General features: G+C 38.0%; 15 protein-coding genes. 3 read left to right on the top strand and 12 right to left on the bottom strand.

Features of this window, described 5'->3' with window-relative positions; translation table 11 throughout:
• Nucleotide 1: 1 nt before the first annotated feature.
• The 10 genes from EV142_RS08800 to EV142_RS08755 all read right to left on the bottom strand — a co-directional run bounded on the left by EV142_RS08800 (nt 2) and on the right by EV142_RS08755 (nt 17,957).
• The gene (locus EV142_RS08800; RefSeq protein WP_132034606.1) at nt 2-2,242 is read right to left on the bottom strand and encodes a GH92 family glycosyl hydrolase; all 2,241 of its coding nucleotides are present in this window, start codon (nt 2,240-2,242) and stop codon (nt 2-4) included.
• A gap of 10 nt (nt 2,243-2,252) precedes the next feature.
• On the bottom strand, nt 2,253-3,737 hold the full coding sequence (locus EV142_RS08795) for an alpha-L-fucosidase (RefSeq protein ID WP_132034604.1): 1,485 nt from the start codon (nt 3,735-3,737) through the stop codon (nt 2,253-2,255).
• A gap of 32 nt (nt 3,738-3,769) precedes the next feature.
• On the bottom strand, nt 3,770-6,091 hold the full coding sequence (locus EV142_RS08790; protein ID WP_132034602.1) for a beta-N-acetylhexosaminidase: 2,322 nt from the start codon (nt 6,089-6,091) through the stop codon (nt 3,770-3,772).
• A gap of 6 nt (nt 6,092-6,097) precedes the next feature.
• Nucleotides 6,098-9,235 carry a glycoside hydrolase family 2 TIM barrel-domain containing protein gene (locus tag EV142_RS08785; protein WP_132034600.1) on the bottom strand — a complete coding sequence of 1,046 codons (3,138 nt, stop codon included), beginning with the start codon at nt 9,233-9,235 and terminating at the stop codon, nt 6,098-6,100.
• 332 nt (nt 9,236-9,567) lie between these two features.
• Nucleotides 9,568-10,590: an isoaspartyl peptidase/L-asparaginase family protein gene (locus EV142_RS08780; protein ID WP_132034598.1), complete on the bottom strand. Its 1,023-nt coding sequence runs from the start codon at nt 10,588-10,590 to the stop codon at nt 9,568-9,570.
• A gap of 37 nt (nt 10,591-10,627) precedes the next feature.
• Complete coding sequence (locus tag EV142_RS08775; RefSeq protein WP_132034596.1) at nt 10,628-11,704, bottom strand: putative glycoside hydrolase; 1,077 nt, start codon at nt 11,702-11,704, stop codon at nt 10,628-10,630.
• 7 nt (nt 11,705-11,711) lie between these two features.
• Nucleotides 11,712-12,782 carry a carbohydrate-binding family 9-like protein gene (locus EV142_RS08770; protein ID WP_132034594.1) on the bottom strand — a complete coding sequence of 357 codons (1,071 nt, stop codon included), beginning with the start codon at nt 12,780-12,782 and terminating at the stop codon, nt 11,712-11,714.
• Between the two features lie 4 nt (nt 12,783-12,786).
• Entirely contained in the window at nt 12,787-13,752 is a 966-nt protein-coding gene (locus tag EV142_RS08765) for a glycoside hydrolase family 130 protein (RefSeq protein WP_132034592.1), read from the bottom strand.
• A gap of 46 nt (nt 13,753-13,798) precedes the next feature.
• The gene (locus tag EV142_RS08760) at nt 13,799-15,676 is read right to left on the bottom strand and encodes a sodium:solute symporter family protein (protein ID WP_132034590.1); all 1,878 of its coding nucleotides are present in this window, start codon (nt 15,674-15,676) and stop codon (nt 13,799-13,801) included.
• A gap of 37 nt (nt 15,677-15,713) precedes the next feature.
• On the bottom strand, nt 15,714-17,957 hold the full coding sequence (locus EV142_RS08755) for a GH92 family glycosyl hydrolase (RefSeq protein WP_132034588.1): 2,244 nt from the start codon (nt 17,955-17,957) through the stop codon (nt 15,714-15,716).
• Between the two features lie 122 nt (nt 17,958-18,079).
• Between EV142_RS08755 and EV142_RS08750 the strand changes: the two genes are divergently transcribed.
• Together EV142_RS08750 and EV142_RS08745 are read left to right on the top strand one after the other, a co-directional pair.
• Nucleotides 18,080-19,138 carry a sensor histidine kinase gene (locus EV142_RS08750; protein WP_132034586.1) on the top strand — a complete coding sequence of 353 codons (1,059 nt, stop codon included), beginning with the start codon at nt 18,080-18,082 and terminating at the stop codon, nt 19,136-19,138.
• A 69-nt stretch (nt 19,139-19,207) separates the two neighbouring features.
• Entirely contained in the window at nt 19,208-19,921 is a 714-nt protein-coding gene (locus tag EV142_RS08745) for a LytR/AlgR family response regulator transcription factor (RefSeq protein ID WP_132034584.1), read from the top strand.
• 234 nt (nt 19,922-20,155) lie between these two features.
• On the opposite strand, the gene nagB is transcribed toward EV142_RS08745, so the two are convergent.
• Together nagB and EV142_RS08735 are read right to left on the bottom strand one after the other, a co-directional pair.
• Nucleotides 20,156-22,069 carry a glucosamine-6-phosphate deaminase gene (gene nagB, locus EV142_RS08740; protein ID WP_132034582.1) on the bottom strand — a complete coding sequence of 638 codons (1,914 nt, stop codon included), beginning with the start codon at nt 22,067-22,069 and terminating at the stop codon, nt 20,156-20,158.
• Nucleotides 22,070-22,215: 146 nt separating this feature from the next.
• Nucleotides 22,216-24,318, bottom strand: a complete 2,103-nt coding sequence (locus tag EV142_RS08735) for an alpha-L-fucosidase (RefSeq protein ID WP_132034580.1) — start codon at nt 24,316-24,318, stop codon at nt 22,216-22,218.
• Between the two features lie 452 nt (nt 24,319-24,770).
• On the opposite strand from EV142_RS08735, the gene EV142_RS08730 reads away from it, so the two are divergent.
• On the top strand, nt 24,771-25,217 hold the full coding sequence (locus EV142_RS08730; RefSeq protein ID WP_132034578.1) for a response regulator: 447 nt from the start codon (nt 24,771-24,773) through the stop codon (nt 25,215-25,217).
• Nucleotides 25,218-25,220 lie beyond the last annotated feature (3 nt).

Below are 25,220 nucleotides of genomic sequence, written 5' to 3'. Positions count from 1 at the left end.
TTTAGTTTTGTATCACTTTTAGTGTTTTTCCATTCACAAAATCATCATGAGAGATAAAAAAACCAGGAAGCCTTTTTCCGTTTAGTTCAATTTTACTGATTTTGCCATCGGTATTCTTTTCCCTTTCAATTACAATACTTTTATTTTTATAATATTTTGAATCCAATTGAATCGTTATTTTATCAAACATGGGCGTGGTAATCGTATAAACCGGATCACCCGGTGCTATCGGATAAATTCCCATCATGGAATACACCAGCCAGGCAGACATGGTTCCGGTATCGTCATTTCCCGGCAGGCCTTTGGGTTGATTCTGAAAATAGGCTGCCACCAGTTTTCTGACCATTTCCTGACTTTTCCATTCGTCTCCTTTGATATAATTAAACAAATACGGATAAGCAATGTCGGGTTCGTTGGCCATATCAAATTGTTTGCTGTCAAATACTTTTTGCAACTGACTGCTAAAAGCTTTCTCACCACCCATTAATTGTATCAATCCCTTGATATCATGCGGTACCATAAAAGCATATTGCCACGCATTCCCTTCTATAAAACCAACATTTTCTTCAAAATTAGCTCCGGCAACAGGATCAAATGGTTCGTACCATTTTCCGTCTGCGGTTCGCGGGCGAAGTAATTTTAAATTTTTATCGAATAATTTTCGGTACGATAATGAACGGTTTTTAAAACGCTGTTCGTCTTCTTTTTTGCCTAATGCTTTCGCTAAAAGAGAAATTGAATAATCGGACGCGTTGTATTCCTGTGTGGTCGAAACCGGGCCGCGATCCTTTGTGGTCAGATAGCCTTTTTCGATATACTCTTTAAGTCCGGGACGTAATGGATTATTTTCAATCTGATCTGCGCCTTTCAACATGGCACTGTAAGCTTTCTGAACATCAAAATCCCGAATTCCTTTTAAATAAGTGTCCGCAATAACAATACTCGCCGGATCTCCGACCATGGTAAAGGTTTCTGTCGAATTTAATTCCCATTTCGGCAACCAGCCGTTTTCATCATACATCTGCAACATACTTTTAACCATATCCGACTGTTGTTGCGGATATGCCAAAGACATGAGCTGATGCAAATTCCTGTAGGTATCCCATAAAGAAAATACGGTATAACGGGTATTTTTGGTTTTACCAATCTTCCCTCTTTTGATCTCCGGATATTCTCCGTTATAATCATTTAAGGTGTTCGGATGAATCAAGGTGTGATACAAGGCCGTGTAAAAAATAGTCTTCTCTTCTTTTGACCCGCCTTCGACCTTAATTTTCGAAAGTTCCGTATTCCATTCGTTGTATGTTTCTTTGTAAATATCCGCAAATGATTTGTTTCCGGTTTCTTTTTCCAGGTTTTCACGCGCATTTTCGATGCTTACATACGAAACGCCAATTTTGACTTCAACGGTTTCTTCTTTGTCAAACTGATATGAAAAATACGTTCCGATGCTGTCTCCTACTACCATTTTGGTGGTATTTTCCATCATTCTGGCTTTCCCGTTATAGGTCATCCATTTTGCTTCTGTACCTTCATATTTTGATGGTTTTTTCCAAACGCCAAACTGGTCTGCGGGTTTAGAAAATCTCGCCACAAAATAAACCGGATAAGCTGCTTCAGGACTGTTGTAACAAAAGGAGCCTACCGAACGCATGCCTTCAATTTCAGACGAAGACACCACTTTTACCATTGCTCCTTCTTCGTTGGTTAAACCCAAACCAAGATTTAAAAGCACATTCGATTTTCCTTTCGGGAAAGTAAATTTACTCACACCCACTCTTTTTGATGCTGTAAATTCTGCTTTCACCTTGTATTTGTCAATATTTACACTGTAGTAAGCCGCTTTTGCCACTTCATTTGAGTAGTTGGAGCCGTATGTGAGATGATTGATTTCTACGGCTCCAGTTGTTGGCATTAACAATAAAATGCCTAATTCAGGGCAACCTACTCCACTTAAGTTTACCTGACTGAATCCGGTCAGGAATGTATTTTCATGTACATATGGATTAGACAGCCACTGACTGTCTTTTTCCAGTTTATTCTGAGATCCGGCTACGTTAAACGGACTAATACTTGCCATTCCTCTTGGCGCGATTGGTCCCGGAAAAGCCGCTCCGTAATTTGAAGTTCCAATAAACGGATTTACAAAATCTGCCGGCTGTTGTGCAAAAACAGTGATGTTAAAAAACAGCATGCCCCAAAAACAGGCTGCTTGTATTGTGATCCTTTTAATTAAAACCATATTCTAATTGCTATCTGTTAATGGCTTCCACTTTTAACGTCCAGGCTTCTTTTGCCGGTAAATTATTTCTTAAGCTTTCCGGAATTACAACTTTAAATCCCTGAGCTTCTTTGGTCCATTTTAAGGATGTTTTAGAACCCAACATGGTAATTTTGGTTCCTTTTTTAGGATTGATTGCTTTTACAACCACTTCGGCAGGAATTGTGTTTTCTTCTGCTTTAGCCAGATAAAACAGGAATACGTTTCCGGCTTTATTCTGCGTCATACAAATGTTATTTTCCTTGAAAGGCTCGATTGGTTTGGTGTCATAAATAGCCGTACTGTTTACTTTCATCCAGTCTCCGTAGGCTTGCAGTAAATCGTAAGCACCCTGCTCCCATTCACCTTCGGGACTTGGAGCAACATTCAGCAATAAGTTTCCGCCTTTTGCTACAACATCAATCAGCATGTGAATTCCTTCTCTTCCGGTCATGTATTTCGCACCCGGACTATACGACCATCCACCGCCGGACGTAATACAGGATTCCCACGGATAAGGAAGCGTTTTGTCCGGAACACGGTTCTCAGGCGTTAAGTAGTTTTGGTTTTTTCCGTGAACAGCTCTGTCCACTACGATTAACCCCGGTTGTTTTTGACGTGCTTTTACCACCAGTTCATCCATTTTTGGATCCTGATCTACCACTCGGTGCTTGATGAAACCATTTTTGGATTCGTTTTCGGCAAACTTCTCTTCGTAGTTTTCTTTTAAGTTTTGCTGGTCTCTTTTTCTAACCCATCCTCCATCTAGCCATAAAATATCAACTTTACCGTAATCGGATAATAATTCCAGAATCTGGTTGTGTGTAAAGTCAACATATTTCTGCCATTTTTCCGGATACAAGGCCGGATCATAGTTTACGTTTCTGTCGAATGGCGGAAAGTAGGGATCCCAGTAATTCTCGTTATGCCAGTCCGGTTTAGAGAAATAAGCACCAACCGATAAATTTTCGCTTCTGAAAGCATTAAAAACTTCTTTGGCAATATTCGCCTTTGGATTTGTACTGAACGCACAGCCTGGATCTGTTACTTTATAATCGGAGTATTTGGTGTCAAACATATTGAAACCGTCATGGTGTTTCGTGGTAAAAACCATGTATTTCATTCCGGCATATTTAGCCGCTTTGGCCCATTTTGCAGGATCAAATTTTACCGGATTGAATGTTTTTTTCAAACCTTCGTATTCTTTTACATAGGCATTATAGTTACCCGGATTGCTTCCTTTTTTACGTTCACACCAGCCATAATCTTCCGGGCAGATGGACCATGATTCTACGATTCCCCATTCGCTGTAGGTTCCCCAGTGCATCAGCAAACCGAATTTTTTACCTTGCCATTCTTCTAAATTTTTCAAAACTAACGGATCAGTTTCGGGTACATAGCGTTCATCTTCATAAATGGCCTGGGAAAACAGCTGAACTGAAAATAAAATCGCGATTATGAATATTCCTCTTTTCATCTTTACTCTATTTATCATGTTTATTTATTCTTTTAATTCACTAAAATTTCATCTACAAACAACCAGGAGCTTTCTCCTTTCGGGCTCTTTTTTAAATTGCCTGCAATTACTTTTACAAATCTGGCGTTTTGTTTTGGGAAGCTGATTTTAAAATCTTTCAACTCCGAAATCGGGTTTACAGCATAAGGACGGTTTACTTTTCCGACTTCTTTATATTTAAGTCCGTCAGCTGAAACCAAGACTTTTAGCTGTACCGGAAAGAAAACCCCGGCTCCCTGGCTTTCCAGAGTTCCGATGATTACTTCTTCTACACTTTCCTGTTTTTCCAGATCTACCACCAGTTCCATATCATTGACCAGCCAGGCCTGCCATTGTCCGTCATGAAAGTTTTTGCTTCCTCTGATGGTGTTGACCATCTGAAAAGGACCGTCTCCTTTGTAATTTTGATTAAAGGGCGTTAAATAATTGACTTTATGTGCCACTGCTTTGTGGAATACGATTGTATCTGTAAAAGTTTTTCCAACCGGCTTATCATTTTGAAACAGGGAAGCTTTTAAAACCGTTGTTTCTGTAAACGCTATCGGATTGGTATATTTTAAAGCATTATGATCGATATTTTTGTTACCTAAAACGTAACGGATATCCGGGTTTGGGAATTCATTTTTTAACGTTACATTGATTTGTTTTTTTGCTAAATCCGCGCTTGAGGTTGCGGTTACCAAATAGGCACTTTTAGCATAATTGATTCCCAGAAGATCATACCGTTTTAGCATTGAAGTCAGTCTGGTTGTAAAGTCATTCCAGTTTCGGCTTTCTTTCGTACTCCATAAGGTTTCCGACAAAGCGGCTAATCTTGGAAAAATCATATACTCGGAATCTTTTGGTCCCGGCAAATGTTCTGCCCATAAATTGGCTTGTCCGCCTAATACATGTGCAGCTTCCTGAGGCGTCATTCCGGGAACAACAGGATCAAACTTATAAACTTCATTTAGTGGATTATAAGCATCAAAAGCAAGTGGTTCTTCGTTTTGCGGGCCCTGGTAAAAATTAAAATAGCAGGGAGTTTCCGGAGTCATAATAACATCGTGACCTTGTTTTGCAGCATCAATTCCGCCCTGGGTTCCTCTCCAGCTCATCACGGTTGCTTCCGGAGCTAAACCTCCTTCTAATATTTCGTCCCAGCCAATGATTTTTTTGCCTTTAGAATTGATGTATTTCTCCATTCTTTTTACAAAATAGCTTTGCAGTTCGTGGGTATTTTTCAAACCATTGTCTTTCATTCTTTTTTGGCAATTCGGACATTTTTCCCAATTGGTTTTGGTAGCTTCATCTCCTCCGATATGAATGTATTTGGAAGGAAAAATGGCAATCACCTCATCGATTACATTTTGCAGGAACTCAAAAGTCGATTCTTTTCCTGCGCAATAGATATCGGTAATAGGCCAGAGTCCGCCTGAGGGAACTCCGATACGCTGATCGAAACAAGCCAGTTCAGGGTAAGAGGCAATAGCACTGCTTACGTGTGCGGGCATTTCGATTTCCGGAATAATTTCAATGTTTTTGGTTGCGGCATATTTTATGATTTCTTTTAATTCTTCCTGAGTGAGAAATCCGCCGTACGTTCCTTTTTCATCCGGATTTACAGTCAGTCTGGCATTCCAGCTTGTATTTTCCTGATCTACTCTCCAGGCTCCTACTTCTGTTAGTTTTGGGTATTTTTTTATTTCAATTCTCCAGCCCTGATCGTCAACCAGATGCAGGTGCAGCACATTCATTTTGTGCATCGCCAGACGGTCGATCGTCTGCATAACGTAATTTTTATCAAAGAAATGACGTGAGAGATCCAGCATGAGTCCTCTCCATTGAAAACGCGGCTGGTCATTTATAGCAACAGCCGGAATTTCCCATCTGGCAGAAGTCACCACATATTGACTTTCTATTGCTTCCGGAAGTAATTGCCTGATACTTTCCAGACCATAAATAAAACCGGCATTTCCTTTCGAAGTAATCGTGATGCTTATTGGATTGACGTCTAAAAGATACGCTTCATTTTTTAACGCTGGATCAATTTTGAATTGTACGAAGTTACTTACCGGAATCTTCGTGGTGATTTCCGGTTTCCATCCCGCAGCAGTTTCAAATTTATGGATTAAAGCGGTGGAGGCTTCTTTTTGAAAATCACCATTGACCACAAATTGGGTTTCTTTGGAAAATTTAAAAACACCTTCTTTTACCACCACCTGAGTTGGTTTAGGAATGATTTGAATATCCTTTTCGGTATAGGTTTTCTGACTGTAACCTGAATTAAAAACAGTCAGTAAGAGTACAACAAGGAATGGTTTTAATATCCTCATAATGAATTATTTTAGGGATGGTGTAATTTTAAATTGATACTGATAGGTTTTGTCTCTCAGGAGGTATTTCTCCATTGGCCATGCCTGCCAGCTGTCGATACCGCCAACGCCCATTTGTTTGTAATCAATTTTTAAGCTGGTTAAATCTCTTTCTTTCAGTTCAGCAGCGTGTCTTTGGTCTTTTTGCAATCCGTCATCTAAATCTTCATTTAAAAAGTGTAATGCCGTTGTAGATAATAACTCATCTGACGTAACGGTTACTTTCAATTGATCATTTGATAGTTCCAGCCAGCGTATATCTGTTTTATTTCCGGTTTCCTGTGGACGGATGTACGGATAATATTGCTCTGAAACCGTCTGCTTGTAAAGTCCTACCTGAGCACTGTAATTTCTGTCGATATAGTTTTCGTGAGGTCCTCTTCCGTAATAATTCAGCGTATTGAAATCTTTAGGCAAAATAATTTCCATTCCAAATCTTGGCAATACAGGTGTTTCTTTTGTTTTATCAATATTTAATTCTTCTTTAACAAGCAGTTCTCCGTTACTATTGATTTCATAATTCAATACTAATTGTGCAAAAACCTGAGGCAAACTATAGGCTGCTTTTATCTGAATTTTATTGTCTTTTGTAGCATTGTACGTCCAGTTTACCAATGTTGGATTTTCTGTGGCGTCTTTCCACGCTTTTAATTGTACCTGAAGATTCGCTCCGAAATCATTGTCATTTGGGGCTCTCCAAAAATTGGGACGCAATTGATATCCTTCTTTTAAAACAGGTTCATTATTGAATGTGTAACCACTAATAAATCCGGTTTTTTTATCGAAAGTTATAGTCGCTTTTTCGCTTCTAAATACGGTGCTGTTTGTTTTTTTCTCAACGGCAATTTTTCCTGAACCTTCAATTTTAATATCATTTTTCCAAGTCCCTTTATAGGCTAATTGCTCTGTTGCAATTTGAAAACCTTTTGGTAAAAGCGGCTCATCCTGTTTTAAGTGATAGGTGATATTTACAAAAGCTTCTTTAAACTGTTTGTCCCCTAATTTAATAGGCAGCGTATAGGTTTTGGACTGATTGGGATCAATTGCCAAATAATCAATAACTCCTGTGTCTTGCTTCATTCCGTCTAAAATTAAGGTCCAATGCAGGGTTACATTGCTTAAGTCTTTGAATGAAAATTCGTTGTATACTTTAATCGTTGCAGTGGCCTGATTATCCCAGGACGTCAGGATATTCTGCATTACATTTCGCATTTCCAACGCATGCGGATTTGGTTTTCTGTCAACCGTAAAAACACCATTATTCACGAAGTTGTTGTCGCTTCTTACATCTTTTGGTCCAAAATCTCCACCGTAGGCCAAAATACGGGTGCCATCAGCCGTTGTTTTATAAACTGACTGATCGATCATATCCCAGATAAATCCTCCCTGAAAGTTTGGGTATTTGCGAATCACATCCCAGTAATCTTTAAAATTCCCCATCGAATTCCCCATAGCATGTGCGTACTCGCACTGAATATAAGGTCTTGACGGATTTGGATTGGCCAGAATGTATTCTTCCATTTTGTTGGGAGAACTGTACATCGGATCGATAATATCAGAGTCCCATTCAAATTTCAGATCTTTTCCGTCCCAGGCTCCGGCAGTAGCTCTTTCGTACTGAATCGGTCTTGATTTATCTCTGTTTTTAATCCACAAATAGCCTCTGTAAAAATTATAACCATTTCCGGCTTCATTTCCCATGCTCCAGATAATTATTGAGCTGTGATTTTTATCTCTTTCGATCATACGCTGCATGCGCTGAATGTGTGCCAATTCCCAATCCGGTTTGTTTCCTAATGTTTTGGTAATATCGTAGCCCATTCCGTGCGATTCTATGTTGGCTTCATCAACTACATAAATTCCGTATTTATCGCATAATTCGTAGAAATATTCATCGTTAGGATAATGCGACATTCTCACGGCATTGATATTAAATTCTTTCATCAGTTTAATATCCTCTTCCATTCGTTCTCTTGAAATCGTTTGTCCGGTTACCGGATCCACTTCATGTCGGTTTACCCCTTTGATATAAACCGCTTTTCCGTTTACCAGAAGCTGCCCGCCTTTGATTTCTACTTTTCTGAAACCTACATTTTGATGAATCACTTCTACAACTGCTCCTTTTTTATCTTTTAAAATAAAATCAACCTGATACAGATTCGGAATTTCCGCACTCCATTTTTTAGGATTGTTGACAGCAAAATCAAAAGTTTGTTTTTCGCTTAAAGCGGAAATATTTTTTGAGGTGATGATTTTATCGCCGTCTTTTAACTGAACTTCTAAAGTATACTCCCCTTTTTTATCCACGCCTGTAAATTCCGCAGCGATTTTAAGTGTTCCGTTTACATAGGAAGGATCAAAATCAGGAATAATTTCATAATCTTTTAAGTGTGCTTTGTTTCTGGCAACCAGATAAGAATCCCGGGTAATACCGCTCATTCTCCACATGTCCTGACATTCTAAATACGAACCGTCACTCCATTTCATTACTTTTAGAACGATGCTGTTTTTACCCGTTTTTACATATTTATTCAAATTAAATTCAGAAGGTAATTTTCCGTCTTCGCCATAGCCGACATACACCCCGTTGACCCAAACCGTAAGATTTGATTTTGCGGTACCCACATGAAGAAAAATATCTTTTCCTTCCCAGGATTTATCAAGGATTACCTCTTTTCTGTACACTCCCGTCGGATTGTAACTGGTGGGAACAAACGGCGGATTTGGCTTCATTAAATAATCAAAATCATAAGTGGTATTGACATAAACAGGATATCCGTAACCATTTACATCCCAGCTTGCCGGAATTCTGAAATTATCCCAGGCCGCATCATTAAAAGTACTGTTTTCGTATCCTGTTGGCAAGTTAGCCGGGCTGTCAACGTATTTAAATTTCCAGGGGCCGTTGAGATTCAGGTAATTTTTTGATTCTTTCCAGTCATTTTTGGCGGCCAGTGCTTCATTTTCAAAAACATAGTAAGCAGCATGCATCGGCTCGCGGTTCTCTTCATTTATTTTTTCGTTTTGCCAATAGGGAGTTTTGTCCTGTGCATTAACAGTTACTATTGAAGCAATTAGTAATAATATGGAAATTATTTTTTTCATTATTTGTTTTTGTTTGAACACATAGCCCGATAGTTATCGGGATAGATTTTAAAAAGTTTAAAAAATGATATGCCATTTATTTAAATCTTTGTGAGAGAAAAAATCTATGTTTCTATGTGTTTAAAATTTATTCGCAATTCAACTTTCTCAAAGTTTTTCATTTCGACGAAGGAGAAATCTCCGTTAGTAATTCCGCATAGAAGATCGCCAATCTTTGTAGAGCTACTTACTAAGATTTCTCCTTCGTCGAAATGACAATATTGCGTGTAATATTATGAGCGTAATTTAGCTTTGTCAAAGTTTAAAACTTTGACAAAGCTTCTGTACGATAACTATTTATCCCATGACATTTTAAATTTTGCATCTTCCATTCTGTGTCCTTTTTCCTCATCAGAAATGGCATAATTAAATCCCGATCTTAAACTGTAACCGGCATGTTCCCCATTTTTATTCAGGGCAATAAATCCGACTTGCAGGTATTCCATGTCTTTATGGTTTTTATGTTTGTTGTAAATACGTTCCGTAATTTCCTTACAGGCATCAAAAGGTGATTTTCCCTGACGCATTAATTCCACTACCATTGCGCTTCCGGCAGTTCTGATTACTGCTTCACCTAAACCGGTTGCCGCAGCAGCTCCTACTTCATTATCAAGAAAAAGACCCGCGCCGATGATTGGGGAGTCACCGACGCGACCGTGCATCTTCCAGGCAGCTCCACTTGTGGTGCAGCCTCCGGACAGATTACCGTCTTTATCTAACATTAGCATGCTTATGGTATCGTGATTTTCGATATTGATAACAGGTTTATATTTGGAATCTTCCAGCCATTTTTTCCAGTCTTTTTCAGATTCCGGAGTCAGTAAATTTTCTTCCTTAAAACCTTCGGACAATGCAAACTGAAGTGCGCCCTGTCCGGCCAGCATCACGTGAGGTGTATTCTGCAATACTCGCTTTGCTACCGAAATCGGGTGCATAATGCCTTGCAGAAAACAAACCGAACCACAATTGCTGTTATGGTCCATGATGCAGGCATCTAACGTTACTTTCCCTTCGCGATCCGGATATCCACCATAACCAACACTTCGGACATTCGGATCTGCTTCAGGAATTTTCATACCGGCTTCAATGGCATCCAGCGCTGATTTTCCGGCTTGTAATTCTTTCCAGCTTTCCTGATTGGCAGGTAAACCATGATTCCATGTCGAAATGATCACCGGTTTTTTTTGCTTTTTTATTGGATTTTCAAGTTCTGTTTCCTCTTCCTTATTTTTTGCAAATCCGCTATAGCCTAAAACTGAACTTATGGCTAGTGTACCCAAAGTTGTTTTTTTTATAAAATCTCTTCTATTTGACATATGTTTACTTTTTTAAATGAAATGTACTGGAAAGATATTATTTTAAACTGGCTTTTGTTGCTGCAATAGTTTTTAAATTACTATCCGATAAAGCATTTCCGTCAAAGAAAGAAACTCCAATTGCTCCGTTATCTTTTGCCATTAAAATTGCCTCTTTCAATTCAGCATCTGATTTTAATCCCGGAATATAAATCCCTGTGTTGATTTTTGTCTTTTTTCCTTCTAAATCAGCAACTCCTTGTTTTGTAGCATAGCCCACCCAGTCAATTTCCTCGTTATAAAAACTATGGTAAATCATGGGATACACCTCATCAATATTCCATTTATCCCAGCGCTGGCGCACCATGTGATCTGCCATTTCAGGATAAGGAAATACAGCTGCGGTTAATTTTACATGGTGTTTGTGCGCAATTTCATAAGCGTCATCAACCACTGCTTTTATAGCATTCAGCCTGAAGTTTTTCCACTCCATGTCAATGGCAGTATTATGGCTTGTTTTTGGGTTTTTATGATGTTCTTTTTCAAATTTACTAACGCAGGCATCGCAATAACAGAAATCAAATTGCGGCAATTCTTCATCCTGAACCAAATTGTATTTTGGAAGTAAACTAATAGGCAAAAAGATATCCGGAAAACGGATGTAATCTAAATGTACACTTTCTATTCCTTTTACTTTTGCCAAACCTTCCACAAGACCTAAAACATGTTCTCTGGATTCTTTTTTAGTGGGACACAGCCATTGGTAATAGTCTACGTAAGGTCGATTATCAAAACAGGACTTTCCGTCTTTACTGACTTGGTACCAATCCGGATGCTGTAAAGCTACTGAATCGTTGGGGCGATTCATAGCCATAATCCAGGCGTGTACTTTTAATCCTTTTTCTTTTGCTATTGGCACTAATCTTCCTAAAAGTTTGGGATCTGTATTGGTATTGATTAACACCTCATCAATGCCGCCGTCTTTGTATTTTTTGAATTCTTTGGCGTAATCTTCATCTGTTCTTTTGGCATCGGCCGTGATCCATACCCCAAATTTAAAAGTAGTTTCGTCTTTTTTGGCGCACGAAATCATGGATAAAGTCAGTAAAAGAAGGAATAGTTTTGGTAGTTTCATAGTTGGTTTAGTTGTTTATGATTTTGCCATCTTGTCTTATAATAAATGTTTTATTTGAAAATGGACTTTTTACTGAAATATTAAATCCTGAAGCGTGGTTTTCCAGCTTGGGTTTTAAAACTTTAGTGTCAATGCTAATCGGCTCTTTCGTTAGATTTTCCAGAGATGTTGCCCATTTATTATTCTTTTGGTAATATTCTTTTTGTGCCCTGTAAAGCGTGTACAATTCCCATTTTACTTTTTCTTCCTGTGGAATCGTAAAACTGTCTTTTCCTTCTTTCGAAGAGAAATAGACATAGCCCCATTTTTCCGGTTCATGCATATTGATAACGCCCATTGGCGACCAGACCCAATTGTACTCCGGCAGGAATTTGCCGTCTGCGCCTTTTTTGCGTTCGTAACCTTTATCTGTTATGGTATGCTGCCAGTTTACTCTGGAGAAATTGACGCGCCAGAATTTATCTGCGGGTACATTTTTATCAAAATAAGAAGTTTTATAAGATGCCCAGGGAATTGCCATTTCTAATACCCAGCCTTCATCGGTATCGTTGGGATTATTAAGCGTTCCTTTGATTTTTACCGCCGATTTCAGACCCGGAATATTCCAGTCGTTTAAAACAACATTATCATTTTCTCGGTACGGTTTTGACAAAAACAGATCCCAGGCGGTATTTAATGCATTAATTTCTAATTCGTAATAATTAAAAGTGTCGCTATCGGGGTCAATGAAAACTTCAAAATCATTGTTGTAAAAAATAATGGTATCGCGTTGTTTTAAATTGGCCCAGACATGGGGTTCATCAAGTTTTGCTAATATGTAGAAATTGGTTTCATCCCAGAGCATTTTAACTTTTGTCCCATATTTTGGTTTTACGTTGTTTTCAATATCTTCAAAAAGAGCTGTCCATTCTGCTTTATTCCAGGCAACATCAGTATCCTCTCCATCAATTACAATTGGTGTTTCTGTTTTTGATGCCACATAGGTTTTGGGTGTAATCTCCTTGCCTGACTGAGCAAAGCCAAACAAAGAGAAACACCCTAAGATCATTACCAATAACTTGCTTTTAATTCGCGTCATTTTTTTATAAACTGTTATCTATTGTGAATTGTACCACTTCACTTAATTTACCAAATGCCATAGCCACAACAGTATCTGCGGCACCGTAGTATACGGCTAATTTATCTTCTTCTGTATCGTGTAAAGCGGCACAAGGGAATACCACATTAGGCACATCACCCACCTGCTCGTAAAGTTCTGCAGGCCCTAATAAATAAGGCTGTGTTCTGTATTTTACATTTTCAGGTATTTCTGTTTCCAAAATTGCTGCGCCCATTGCATAACGGAAACCGTTGCAGGTATTGATTACGCCGTGGTACAGCATCAGCCAGCCCTCATTTGTAAGGATAGGAATTGGCCCTGCTCCTACTTTGGTACACTGCCAGGCACTGTCTTCAAAAGGAGTTGGTTTCATGACCAGTCTGTGCTCTCCCCAATATTTCATGTCAGGACTGTAGCTGATCCAGATGTCTCCAAAAGGAGTATGTCCGTTATCACTCGGACGGCTTAACATGGCGTATTTTCCGTTTATTTTTTGTGGAAATAAAACACCGTTTCTGTTGAAGGGCAGGAAGGCATTTTCGCATTGGAAAAATTCTTTAAAGTCAAAAGTATACCCAATACCAATTGTGGGTCCGTTATAACCGTTACACCAGGTAATCCAGTACCGATCTTCGATAAATACCACACGAGGGTCATATTTATAAGCCGATTCGATCATTTCCGTATTACCGGACTGCATTACTATCGGTTCATGATTAATGTCCCAATCGATACCATTTTTACTGAAACCGGCAAAAATGTTCATTTGTACCGCTTTGTTGTCACATCTGAAAACACCTGCAAATCCATCTTCAAATGGCACAACAGCGCTGTTAAAAATACTGTTAGAGGAAGGAATTGCATATCTGTCAATAATAGGGTTTTCAGAATATCTCCACATTACATCATTACTGTTTTCGGGTCTGTCTTGCCAGGGAATAGTGCTCATTTTGCTTTTATTTTTTTTAATTATTTTTTTTTTGAATAAATTCGGGTTAGTCCTGAATTTTTCGAACTCTGTCTAACCAGGTGAATTTTAGAGTGGTCGTTGTTATTAAAAACACAATCAACGCCACGATTGCTTTTGGATAATCTTTGATGATAAAAAATATCGGAAGCAAAATCATACTCGACTGCCATACAATTCCGATGGCACAATTGAGCATATCCCTGTAGAAATCGTTATTTTTTTCGAAAGTATGATCTTCTAATTTTAATGTTCTGTACACCGGATTCCACCATCCCCAGGGTCTTACATTGGTATAGAAAGATTTTAAAACTTCCATATCGGTTGGTTTACTTAGAAAAGTCCCCAAAAGACAGCCTAAAATAGAGAATCCAAATATGACGGGAAATAAATAAATCGCCTGCACTTCTGACAAATCGTATAAGAATGATCCCGGTGCGAAGTTTCCTTTATTTTGTCCCAGGATAAATTGAAAAGATGCTACCAGTAATCCGGCAAACATTCCCCAGAAATAGCCCCATCCGTTAAAACGCCACCAGATCCATTTTAAAAAGTTGGCGGCAACGTAACCTCCGTATAAGGCACTCGTAATCCATAAGGTCAGCGAATTGATCGAATCGGCAAAGAAGCCCATAAAAACACCCAGACCCACCACAAGGAAAGAAGAAATCTGACTTACTTTGATGTAATGCGCATTGGTGGCAACCGGTTTAAAGTATTTTTTATAAATATCATTTACAATATATGCCGGGCCTGCATTTACAAAAGCAGAAAAACCGGACATGAAGGCGGCCAGTAAACCCGCTAATAAAATTCCTTTGATCCCCACCGGAATATACAAATTAACCACTTTGGGCATTAGCAATTCTAAATCGGCTCCGGTTAAACCTGTATTGGCGTTTAATTCCGGTGCCAAATTCATCAAAGCAATGACTACAATTCCGGTGATTAATAAGTACCTCGGAATGAATAAGATCAAATTGGTAAACCCACTCATGTAAGCCGCTTCTTTGACCGATTTGGTAGAAAGAATTCTTTGTAAATCATAACTCGGTGTCGGTCCTGCAATACTGGCAAAAAATCCTTTGAATAAAGTCATTCCGATAAAGGCACCAAACATTTTATAGCCTTCAGAATCTATCAGGTGATTGAAGGTTTGAAATTTATCGCTCCACTGGCTTTCAAACTGCCATCCGAAGAAAACATTTTTCCATTCTTCCGTAATAACCGAATTGATCTGAATATCGGTATAATTGATAAAAGCATAACCGGCAATCAAAACACCGGCAATAATCATGATTAAATATTGCACCACTTCTGTGGCTACAACAGAAAACATTCCGCCTTTAACCGTATAAATGGTTGTTAAAAATATAATGATCAAAGCATACGAACGCTCAGAAGTCAGCAGAATCAAATCTCCGTAATGAAGGGCTAAATCCCACGGAAGAATAATGGTTACAAATTTCCCGATACCTTCAAAAAAGTAAGCGATAAAACCAATGGTTGAAATAATGGCAAAAATAGCCACGATAATATGGGATGCTTTTCCGGCCCTGTCGCTTCCAAAACGGGTTAAAATCCATTCAGAACCTGTCATTACTTTTGATCTCCTGATCCAGACGGCCAGAAACATCATGACAAAAATCTGATTCCAGATCGGCCAGAGCCACATAAACATAAAACTTTTTACGCCATACAAAAACAGTACTCCAATCATCCAGGAAGTTCCTGAAACATCAAACATTCCTGATCCGTTGCTCAGACCTAAGAAATACCATTTGATTGTTTTCCCGCCAAGGAAATAATCATCTAATCCTTTTGATGCCTTTCGCGAAATCCAGATTCCTATCCCTACGGAGAGCAGGATGTAGGCTACGATAATTGATACGTCAATAATGTCCATTAATTTTATGTTTATTTATAGTTAGTTCCGCTAGTTTTTATTTTTTTATTCCCCAGTTTTTATTGGGCTCAGCTCCCATTACAAAATGAAGTGTTCCTCCTTTTAAAATCTGCTGATGTGTGATTACGGTCTGATTGAATACAACTCCGTTTAAGGTTGCCGACTGGATATAGAAATTTTTCTCCGAAACATTTTCTGCCTCGATGACAAAAGTTTTTCCTTCCTGAAGATTAATGGTTGCTTTTTCGAAAATCGGACTTCCTATTTCATATTCCCCGGAAGCCGGATTCATCGGATACAGTCCCATTGAACTGAAAACATACCAGGCCGACATTTGTCCGCAATCTTCGTTTCCGCTTAATCCATTTGGTGTTGTGTTGTATTGGGTATCTAAAATATGGCGTACCCAATATTGCGTTCTCCACGGCTGGCCGGCATGATTGAACATATAAGCAATATGGTGGCTTGGTTCGTTTCCGTGTGCATACTGGCCAATTAATCCGGAAATATCTGCCGAAACATTGCTTCCTGTAATCTCGGAACTTTCGGTAAAAAGCTGCTCCAAACGTTTGGTGAAAATTTCATTACTTCCGTGTAATTTGATAAAATCTTCCACGTTTTGAGGTACAAACCAGCTGTGCTGCCAGGCATTTCCTTCGGTATAATCGGTATGCTCCCTGTGATTGGAATGTTTCGGGTCAAAAGGTTCGTTCCAGGACTTTCCGTCTTCTGATTTCCCTCTCATGAATCCTGTTTTGGGATCGAATAGAAAGTGATAGGCTTTAGAACGTTTCAGGAAAAATTCATAATCATCATTTTTACGTAAAGCTTTTGCCATTTGTGCCACACACCAATCATCATAGGCATATTCTAAAGTAATCGTAACGGATTCATCTAATAAATTGTAGGGAATATAACCGTATTTTTTATACAAATTCAATCCGCGTTCGTCCTGCATCATCGTCGCTTTCATGGCTTGATAGGCTTTTTCGGCATCAAAACCTTTAACACCTTTCAAATAGGCGTCCACAATTACCGGAATCGAATGATAACCTGTCATGGTATTAGTTTCATTGGCATACAAGGTCCAGACCGGTAATATTTTTTTATTATCGTAATACGCCAGCATGGAGTTGACAATGTCTGAAGTTTTGTCCGGAGCCAATAAAGTCAATAAAGGATTTTCGGCTCTGAAAGTATCCCATAGTGATAAGGTCGAGTAAGCGGTATAATCCTTTGCCGTAGCAATCTGATCATCCTCTTTTCTAAACTGACCGTTTTTATCACTATAGGTTACAGGGGCAACCTGGGCGTGGAACATCGCGGTATAGAAAATTGTTTTTAGGGAGTCTGTCGGGGTTTCAACTTCAATTTTACTTAAAGCCGTATTCCAGAGGGCTGCAGCCTGAGATTTTGTATTTTCGAAAGTTAATTTTTCATTGTCTAAATTCTCTTTGGCATTGGCCACACTTACAGAAGAAAGCGCCATTTTTACCAATAATTCATTTGTACCATTGGCTTCAAAAAATAATTGCGCTGCAGTATTTTCTCCTTCCGCTTTATTTCCGGTAATGATTTGCTTATTGGCCAGTAAAACAGATTCAGAAATGGGTTTTGAAAATTTCGCTACGAAAAATACTTTCTGGTTTTTGGCCCAGCCCGTACTAAAACGATAACCGCTTATGGTCTGTTTATCTTCAATTGCAATTCCGGTTTTTAGGGCTTTATCCCAATTAATGGCAAAACCAAGATCGATAACCACAGATTGCGGATCATTTTTGGTAAAGGTATATTTATGAAATGCGGTGCGTTGTGAAGAAGTTAATTCTACATTGATTTTAGGATCTTCAAGAAAAACCTGGTAAGAGCCCGGTGTTGCTTTTTCGTTAACATGGCTGTATTTTGATTTATAAGTTAATTGATCGCGAGAAGTTGTTTTAGTGGTTAAATCCAGTTTTTTATTGACGGGCATCAATAAGATGTCTGCCAGATCCCCAATTCCTGTTCCGCTTAGGTGTAAATGACTGAATCCGGAAACTATGGAATCTGAATAATGATATCCGGAACACCAATCCCAGCTCGAAATTCCATTATCAGGACTTACCTGAAGCATCCCGAAAGGAACAGTTGCACCAGGATATGTATGCCCGTGTCCGCCAGTTCCTATAAAAGGATTTACATGGCTCACAAAAACATCTTTTTTGCCGTTATTATTATTTATCTTTATTTTACAGCTTGTAATTAAAATTACAATGAAAATAAGCAGCGTAAAGTTCCTCATAGAAAACAATCTTAATTTAACCTTAAATTTATATAATTTCCATTTTTATTAAAAGTAATTTAGACGGACGACACATTAACTTAGATAAACATCAAAAAAAGTCACAAAATACCACCAATACCATGATTTTAAATTCAGGCAAATTATACCGCATCCAATTGCAATACCATATTATCTTTTGGTTAACTTATTTCGTTTTTAATACGTTTCGCTGGGGCAGTTATTTTAACGATTATGCCTATTCCTTAAAAACAAATTTATTGGGATTCCCCATTCACATGGCGCTTTGCTACCTGAATATCCTGATTCTGATGCCGAATCTGATTTATAGAAAAAAATACTTATTGTATGTTATCTGTATCTTATCTGCCATCTTTATTATGGTTGTGGTAAAATTCCAAATGACCTATTTACTAATCACGCATGACGTTTGGCCGGAAGGACCTGAAACGATAGATAAATTAACGCTCAATTATACGATTGACATGATGATGGGAGAGCTTTATGTGATGACTTTTGTAACGGCTATTAAGATTACTTTCGACTTTATGAGGGAACAAAAAAGAGTTACCGACCTTGAAAAATCACAATTGGAAACCGAATTACTGTTCCTGAAATCTCAAATTTCCCCGCATTTTTTCTTCAATACGCTTAACAATATTTATTCTTTGGCGGTAGAAAAATCAGATAAAACACCCAAAATTGTTCTTAAACTTTCTGAGCTCATGCGATATATGCTTTACGACACCAAAAGCAAAAAACAAAGTTTAGAAAACGAAATCCTTTGCATTCAGAATTATCTGGATTTAGAGCGAATCAGAAATGGTGACCGACTGGAAATAGACATGTCTGTTTCGGGAGATATTCATGACAAAGAAATCAGCCCTATCATATTGCTGACTTTTATTGAAAATGCTTTTAAGCACGGCGTAAACAAAAACACGGGAAAAGTGAAGATTGACATCAATTTTAAAGTCAAGGAAGACTTCCTGCATTTTACCATTTCAAACCCAACACCAGAAATTACCGTACATAAAGATAATTTTAACAAGTCAAGTGGTATAGGAATTGAAAATGTAAAAAAAAGACTCGAATTAGGTTATAATAAAAATGACTATAAGCTTTCTTTTAAGAATAAAAAGAATATTTTTGTTGTAAAGCTGGTAATTAAGGTGTCTTAATTCTGTTTACCCTGTTTTTTTATACTATCTCCCCCGATTCTTTCACTAAAGAATAAATACTATACTAAAATGAAAATAAATTGTTTGATTATAGATGACGAGCCGTTAGCAATCAATGTTATTAAAAATTACTTAGAGGCCGTTGAAAATTTTGAAGTCACAGCTACTTTCAGCAATCCTATAGAGGGTCTGAATTTTGTAAAAAACAACAAGGTTGACGTGATTTTTCTTGACATTAATATGCCGGTTCTGGATGGTATAAATTTCATTAAAAGTTTAGAAAACCCACCTTTGTTGGTTATTACCAGTGCTTATAGTCAATTTGCAATAGAAACGTACGAATTAGATGTTTTGGATTATCTCGTAAAACCTATTGAGTTCCCGAGGTTAATGAAAACACTCAATAAAATCAGCAAGAGATTGAGCAGCAATACCGGTGCTCCTCAGGAAACGGGTACCGAAAGTCCTTTTATTTTCGTTAAGATTGATAAAAAGAGAATGAAAAAAATCTTTTTTAATGAGATTCTGGTAATCGAGAGTTTAAAAGATTATTTAAAAATAAACACCTTAACAGGTAAATACATTATTCACAGCACCTTATCTGATTTTACAGATTTATTACCGGAACGAAATTTTTTAAGAATACACCGTTCCTATACTATTGCAATCGATAAAATTGATGCTGTGGAAGGAAACAGTATTGAAATTGAAGGTCTTCGTTATGTAATCGGAAGATCTTATATCGATCATGTCAAACAAAGGATTTTAAATTCTCCGATGTAACGATTTTTTAGTCGGAATGTTATTATAATGACCTCTGTCAAAGTTTAAAGCTTTTACAGAGGTTTTTTATTTTTGATTTTGATTGCGCCCTTCGACTTCGCTCAGGGGGATAAAAATTACGCTGAAAAAATTCACAAAAAAAATGCGGCCATAAGGCCGCATTTTCAACATACAGGTAACTAACCAAAATAAACCATTTAAAAAATAATTTATTGTATTCTAAACCAATGAAAACTAAAAATAATAACGTTTAAATGCTTCAATAGCCGAGTAATCTGCTAATCCCAAAGCATGATATTTTTCTGCTGTTAATCTGTTTCTGTCTTCTACTCTTACCCAGAATTCACGGCTGTCATCTCCCTGGAACATAACGCCGTCTTTTTGAGACTGGTGATAAAAGATTGCATGACGTTTTTTCAACACCTGATCCGGACTCATCGGAACTGCCATTTCAATTTGGTAGGATTCCCACTCATGCCACGCACCGCGGTATAGCCATACCCAGCAATCATCCATATAACTTTTGCTTTTCAGTCTTTTTAAGGCTTCAAACAAACTATCCAGACACACTTTGTGCGTTCCGTGCGGATCTGCCAAATCTCCGGCTGCGTAAATCTGATGCGGTTGTATTCTTTCGATGATATCACACATAATTTCGATATCGGCTTCCGAAAGATTATTTTTCTTTACTGTTCCGGTTTCATAAAAAGGAAGATCAAGGAAATTGACATTGCTATCCGGCAAACCCAAATATCGGGTGGCTGCCAAAGACTCACTTCTTCTGATTAATCCTTTTAACTTTCTGACTTCCAATAAGTCAATGTCGTTACTTTTTTTGCTTTTCAAAAAGTTGATGATATTTTCAGATTCAACAGAATTGGCGTTTAACGCTTTTGAAATTTCAGCAAATTTTAAAGCTTCTTCGTTCGAAACTGCAATATTTCCTGAAGTCTGATAAGCAATATGCACATCATGCCCCTGCTCTACCAATCTGTCAAAAGTTCCTCCCATCGAAATCACATCGTCATCCGGATGCGGACTGAAAATGATAATTCTTTTTCTTTCCGGAGTGGCGCGTTCCGGTCTGTACGTATCGTCTGCATTTGGTTTTCCGCCGGGCCATCCGGTGATCGTCTGCTGCATTTTGTTGAACATTTTAATGTTCAGGTCATATGCCGTTCCTTCTTCTGTCAACAGGCTCGACATACCGTTGTCATTATAATCTTTATCGGTTAATTTAAGGAAAGGTTTTTTAGTCAATTCACTTAACCAGGCAACCGTTTTCAGTTTTAGCTCTTCTGTCCAAATCACCGATTTAACCAGCCAGGGTGTTTTTACTCTGGTCAATTCAGACGAAGCTTCTGTATCTAAAACAAATGTTGTGTTGTTGTGCTCTTGTAAATACGTTGCCGGTACCCGTGAAGAAATTTCTCCTTCTATCGTATCTTTTATAATTCCCGCTTTGCTGATTCCCCATCCGAGAAGTACAATTCTTTTGGCATTTTTTACGGTACCAATTCCCATTGTAATTGCTTTTCTGGGTACATTATCAATCCCTAAAAACGAAGATGCAGCATCGATACGTGTTAAATGATCCAGCGTAATACTTCTTGTTCCTGAATTTACGTGCGATCCCGGTTCGTTAAAACCAATATGTCCGGTTCTTCCAATTCCTAAAAGCTGAAAATCTAATCCGCCATAGGCTTTAATTTTCATTTCATAATCAATACAATATTGCTGTAAATCCTCATTGCTTATGTTTCCGTTGGGAATATTGATATTTTCCGGAAGAATATTCACCTGATTGAAAAGGTGCTCATGCATAAAATGATGGTAACTTTGAATGTTATTTCGGTCCATCGGATAATATTCATCCAGATTGAAGGTTACTACGTTCGAAAAATTTAAACCTTCTTCTTTATGTAATCTAACTAATTCTTCATAAACTTTAATCGGAGAAGATCCTGTAGCCAGCCCTAAAACACAAGGTTCATTTAATTCTTCTTTCCGTTGAATTATATTGGCTATTTCCTGAGCAACTAATACCGAAGCTTCCTGAGACGATTCGAAAATCACATTATGAATCTTTTCAAAACGTGTTTCCTCAAACTTTCCGGCTTCTTTAAAGTGTATACCTTCTTTAATCATTTGTCTCTAATTCATTTATTAATATGTTAAAATTAGATATTTATGAATGTAAAAAATTAAAAATTCGACTAATAACGTAATAGCTTCGGCAAAAGACATAATTAGAAACTTTAAAAAAAAGGAAGGCTAATTAATCGTGACAAATACTATTCGATAACGTTTATTTCTGCGATCGAAACCGCCTGTCCTTTCCCTACTGCCGAAACTGCAACAAAACGTAAATATCGGGTCTTAACCTCCTTAAAAACTTTAAATTGCTCAATCGGATTATTTCTAATATTCGAAAATTCACCTTCCGACTGTCTGGTCCAGTTTACAGCATCCGTGCTGGTGTAGAATTCATAATTGGAAATCAGGTTAAGATTGTTTCCTACTTGCTGCGGAACATACGTAAAGCCTTTTATTTTTAGAATAGCTCCCATATCTAAGGTAATTTCCAGTGGAAGTTTATCAGACGCATTCCCAAAACCCCAATCTGTATTCGGGTTTCCGTCTATAATACGGTTTACAGTTTTGAGATCTCCGCCTGAGACAGAAAGCACTTTCCATTTTTCTTTAGAAATTCCATACTTTGCTGTATTTACGGCACTGCTTATGTTTTCTTCATTATTAATGGCAATCGCTTTTATCTGAACTGCCTCATTGTATGTGAAGGTTCCCTGATACAGCTTACTTTTTAGGGTTGGTTTTTTACCGTCAACGGTATAATATATCGAATTTCCCGGTTCAGAAGTAATAGTAACCGTTCCGTTTTTATCGTGTTGAATTTCGGGAGCGCGCACAAATGTTGGTGCATTGTAAGCCTGAATATTCGAAATAACCAAACCGGCTTTCGAATCGGTAATATTTATTCTGAGTGCCGACGCCACAACTCTGTCCAGTCTTAAAATTCGCTTGTAGCCAATAGTCGTTTCATTCGCAATTGTTTTCCACAGTCCATTTACTTTAGCTTCCACCGTAAAGGCTTTCACACGCTGTCCTAATTTTATGTATTCCTGAAGCAGGATGCGGTCAATTGCAGTTGGCTGGTCAAAAACAAATTCAATAGAGGCCGTTTTGACATTATCGTCTGTTGCCCAAAAGGTCTCTTTATTGCCATCGATGACATTTTTAGCCGCAAATTCGGCACTGTTTCCTCTAACATTATTAGCGGTTACTTTGCTTTTGGCCAATAGTTCTGTTTTGAAATCTGCTTGTATAGTGGCTACTAATTCTTTTAATCTTGTAACATCATTTTCATGCACCAAACCTCTTCTGTCCACCGGAAGATTCAATAATAAAGTGGCATTTCGTCCGATCGATTCGTAATAGATATCGACCATTTCATCTAGCGGACGAACTTTATCGTCTTCCACCGCATGGTAAAACCATCCCGGTCGTATCGAAACGTCAGCTTCTCCGGGAACCCATCTTTCTCCGTCTTCATGTCCGGACATAAATTCTGTATAATGTACTTTTCCGGCCAGTTCGTCCTTTTGGCGCAAAAGGCTCCAGTTTGTTTTTCCGGCGCGGCCTTCTTCATTTCCAATCCATCTGGCTTCAGAAGGTCCGACTCCCCAAACCAGTGTTTTTGGCGCTATTTTATAGATCAATTTGTAGGTTTCATCCCAATTGTAATATTCCAGCGAATTTATTTTTCTGGTTTCATTTGCTCCTCCATAATAGCCGTCACCACCATTGGCACCATCAAACCACATTTCGAAAACATCACCGTAATTGGTCAGTAATTCTTTCAATTGATTTCTGAAATAAGTGATATATTCCGGTTTACCATAGTCCGGATGATTTCTGTCCCAGGGAGACAGGTATAAGCCCAATTTTAAGTGATACTCTTTACAGGCTGCGGCCAGTTCTTTTACCAAATCGCCTTTTCCGTTTTCCCAGGGAGAATTTTTCACGGATCGTTCGGTATAGGCCGATGGCCACAAACAAAATCCGTCATGGTGTTTGGCAACCAGTATAATTCCTTTCATGCCTGCTTCCTTAACAACCCGTGCCCATTGCCGTACATCTAAATGGGTCGGATTGAACAACGCCGGTGATTCATCTCCGTAGCCCCATTCTTTATTGGTAAAGGTATTTAACGAAAAATGCACAAATGCGTAAAACTCCATTTCCTGCCAGTCCAGTTGCTTTTGTGTAGGCAAAGGACCAAATGGTGCGGGGGATTTCACCAATTCCTGAGATTTAATTGACGATGTTGCGAAAAAAAAAGACAATAGCAGAAAAGAAGTTCTAATCAGATTCATATTTACGTTGGTGTTTGTAAGCGAATTTAAATTTAAAATAAATCTATATTCCGCCACATACTATTTCGACCAACAACAATTCTAAAAGAGTAACGGGAAAATAGAGGTGCCATAAAGAATAAAAACTTTTGAAGTAACTATTTTTCACTATAAGCTTTTAAAAGCAATTTAATTAAAAGCAGAACACTATTTTTCTCTCTTTTTTCTTGCTTAAATTCATTAAATTTGACGAAAACCGTAATCAAATTAGTTTTATATTAGCAGACTAAAATCCAGACACAATTTAAGGTTAATTAATCGATTTTAGAAGTCCTGAATTTAATTGCCTGTTACAACACATAAAATGACCGGAACATTTTAAACATTCTATATAAAATGTGTTCCGGGTGAGTCTGAAAAGATTTGTTTTTTTTATACCAAAATCGCATCACATTAAATTTCACAGTAACAAAATGAAACAAAATTACAATCTTTTATTAGCGGACGATGACGAAGATGATTGTGCTTTCTTTAAAGAAGCACTTGACGAACTGCTTTTACCAGTATCACTTGTAACGGTTAATGACGGTGTACAGCTTATGGATTTTTTATCTGATAAGTCTGCTGAAAATCTTCCCGACATACTTTTTCTGGATTTGAATATGCCCAGAAAAAATGGTTTTGAATGTCTTACCGAAATAAAAGAAATCGTCAGGTTGCAAAAACTGCCGGTGATCATCTTTTCGACTTCACTTGACATGAATATTGTGGATACCGTGTATGAAAAAGGGGCATTATATTACATCAGGAAGCCGGGTGATTTTTCTAAATTAAAAAAAGTGATCGGAAATGCACTTGCCATAACTGCCGAAAATAATTTCGAACAACCTGTAAAAGAGCAATTCATCCTTCAACCCTAAATT

Origin of the sequence: Flavobacterium circumlabens (genome assembly GCF_004345565.1) — a bacterium.
In the GTDB taxonomy this organism is placed as follows: domain Bacteria; phylum Bacteroidota; class Bacteroidia; order Flavobacteriales; family Flavobacteriaceae; genus Flavobacterium; species Flavobacterium circumlabens.
This window is presented reverse-complemented; position numbering and strand designations above follow the sequence as displayed.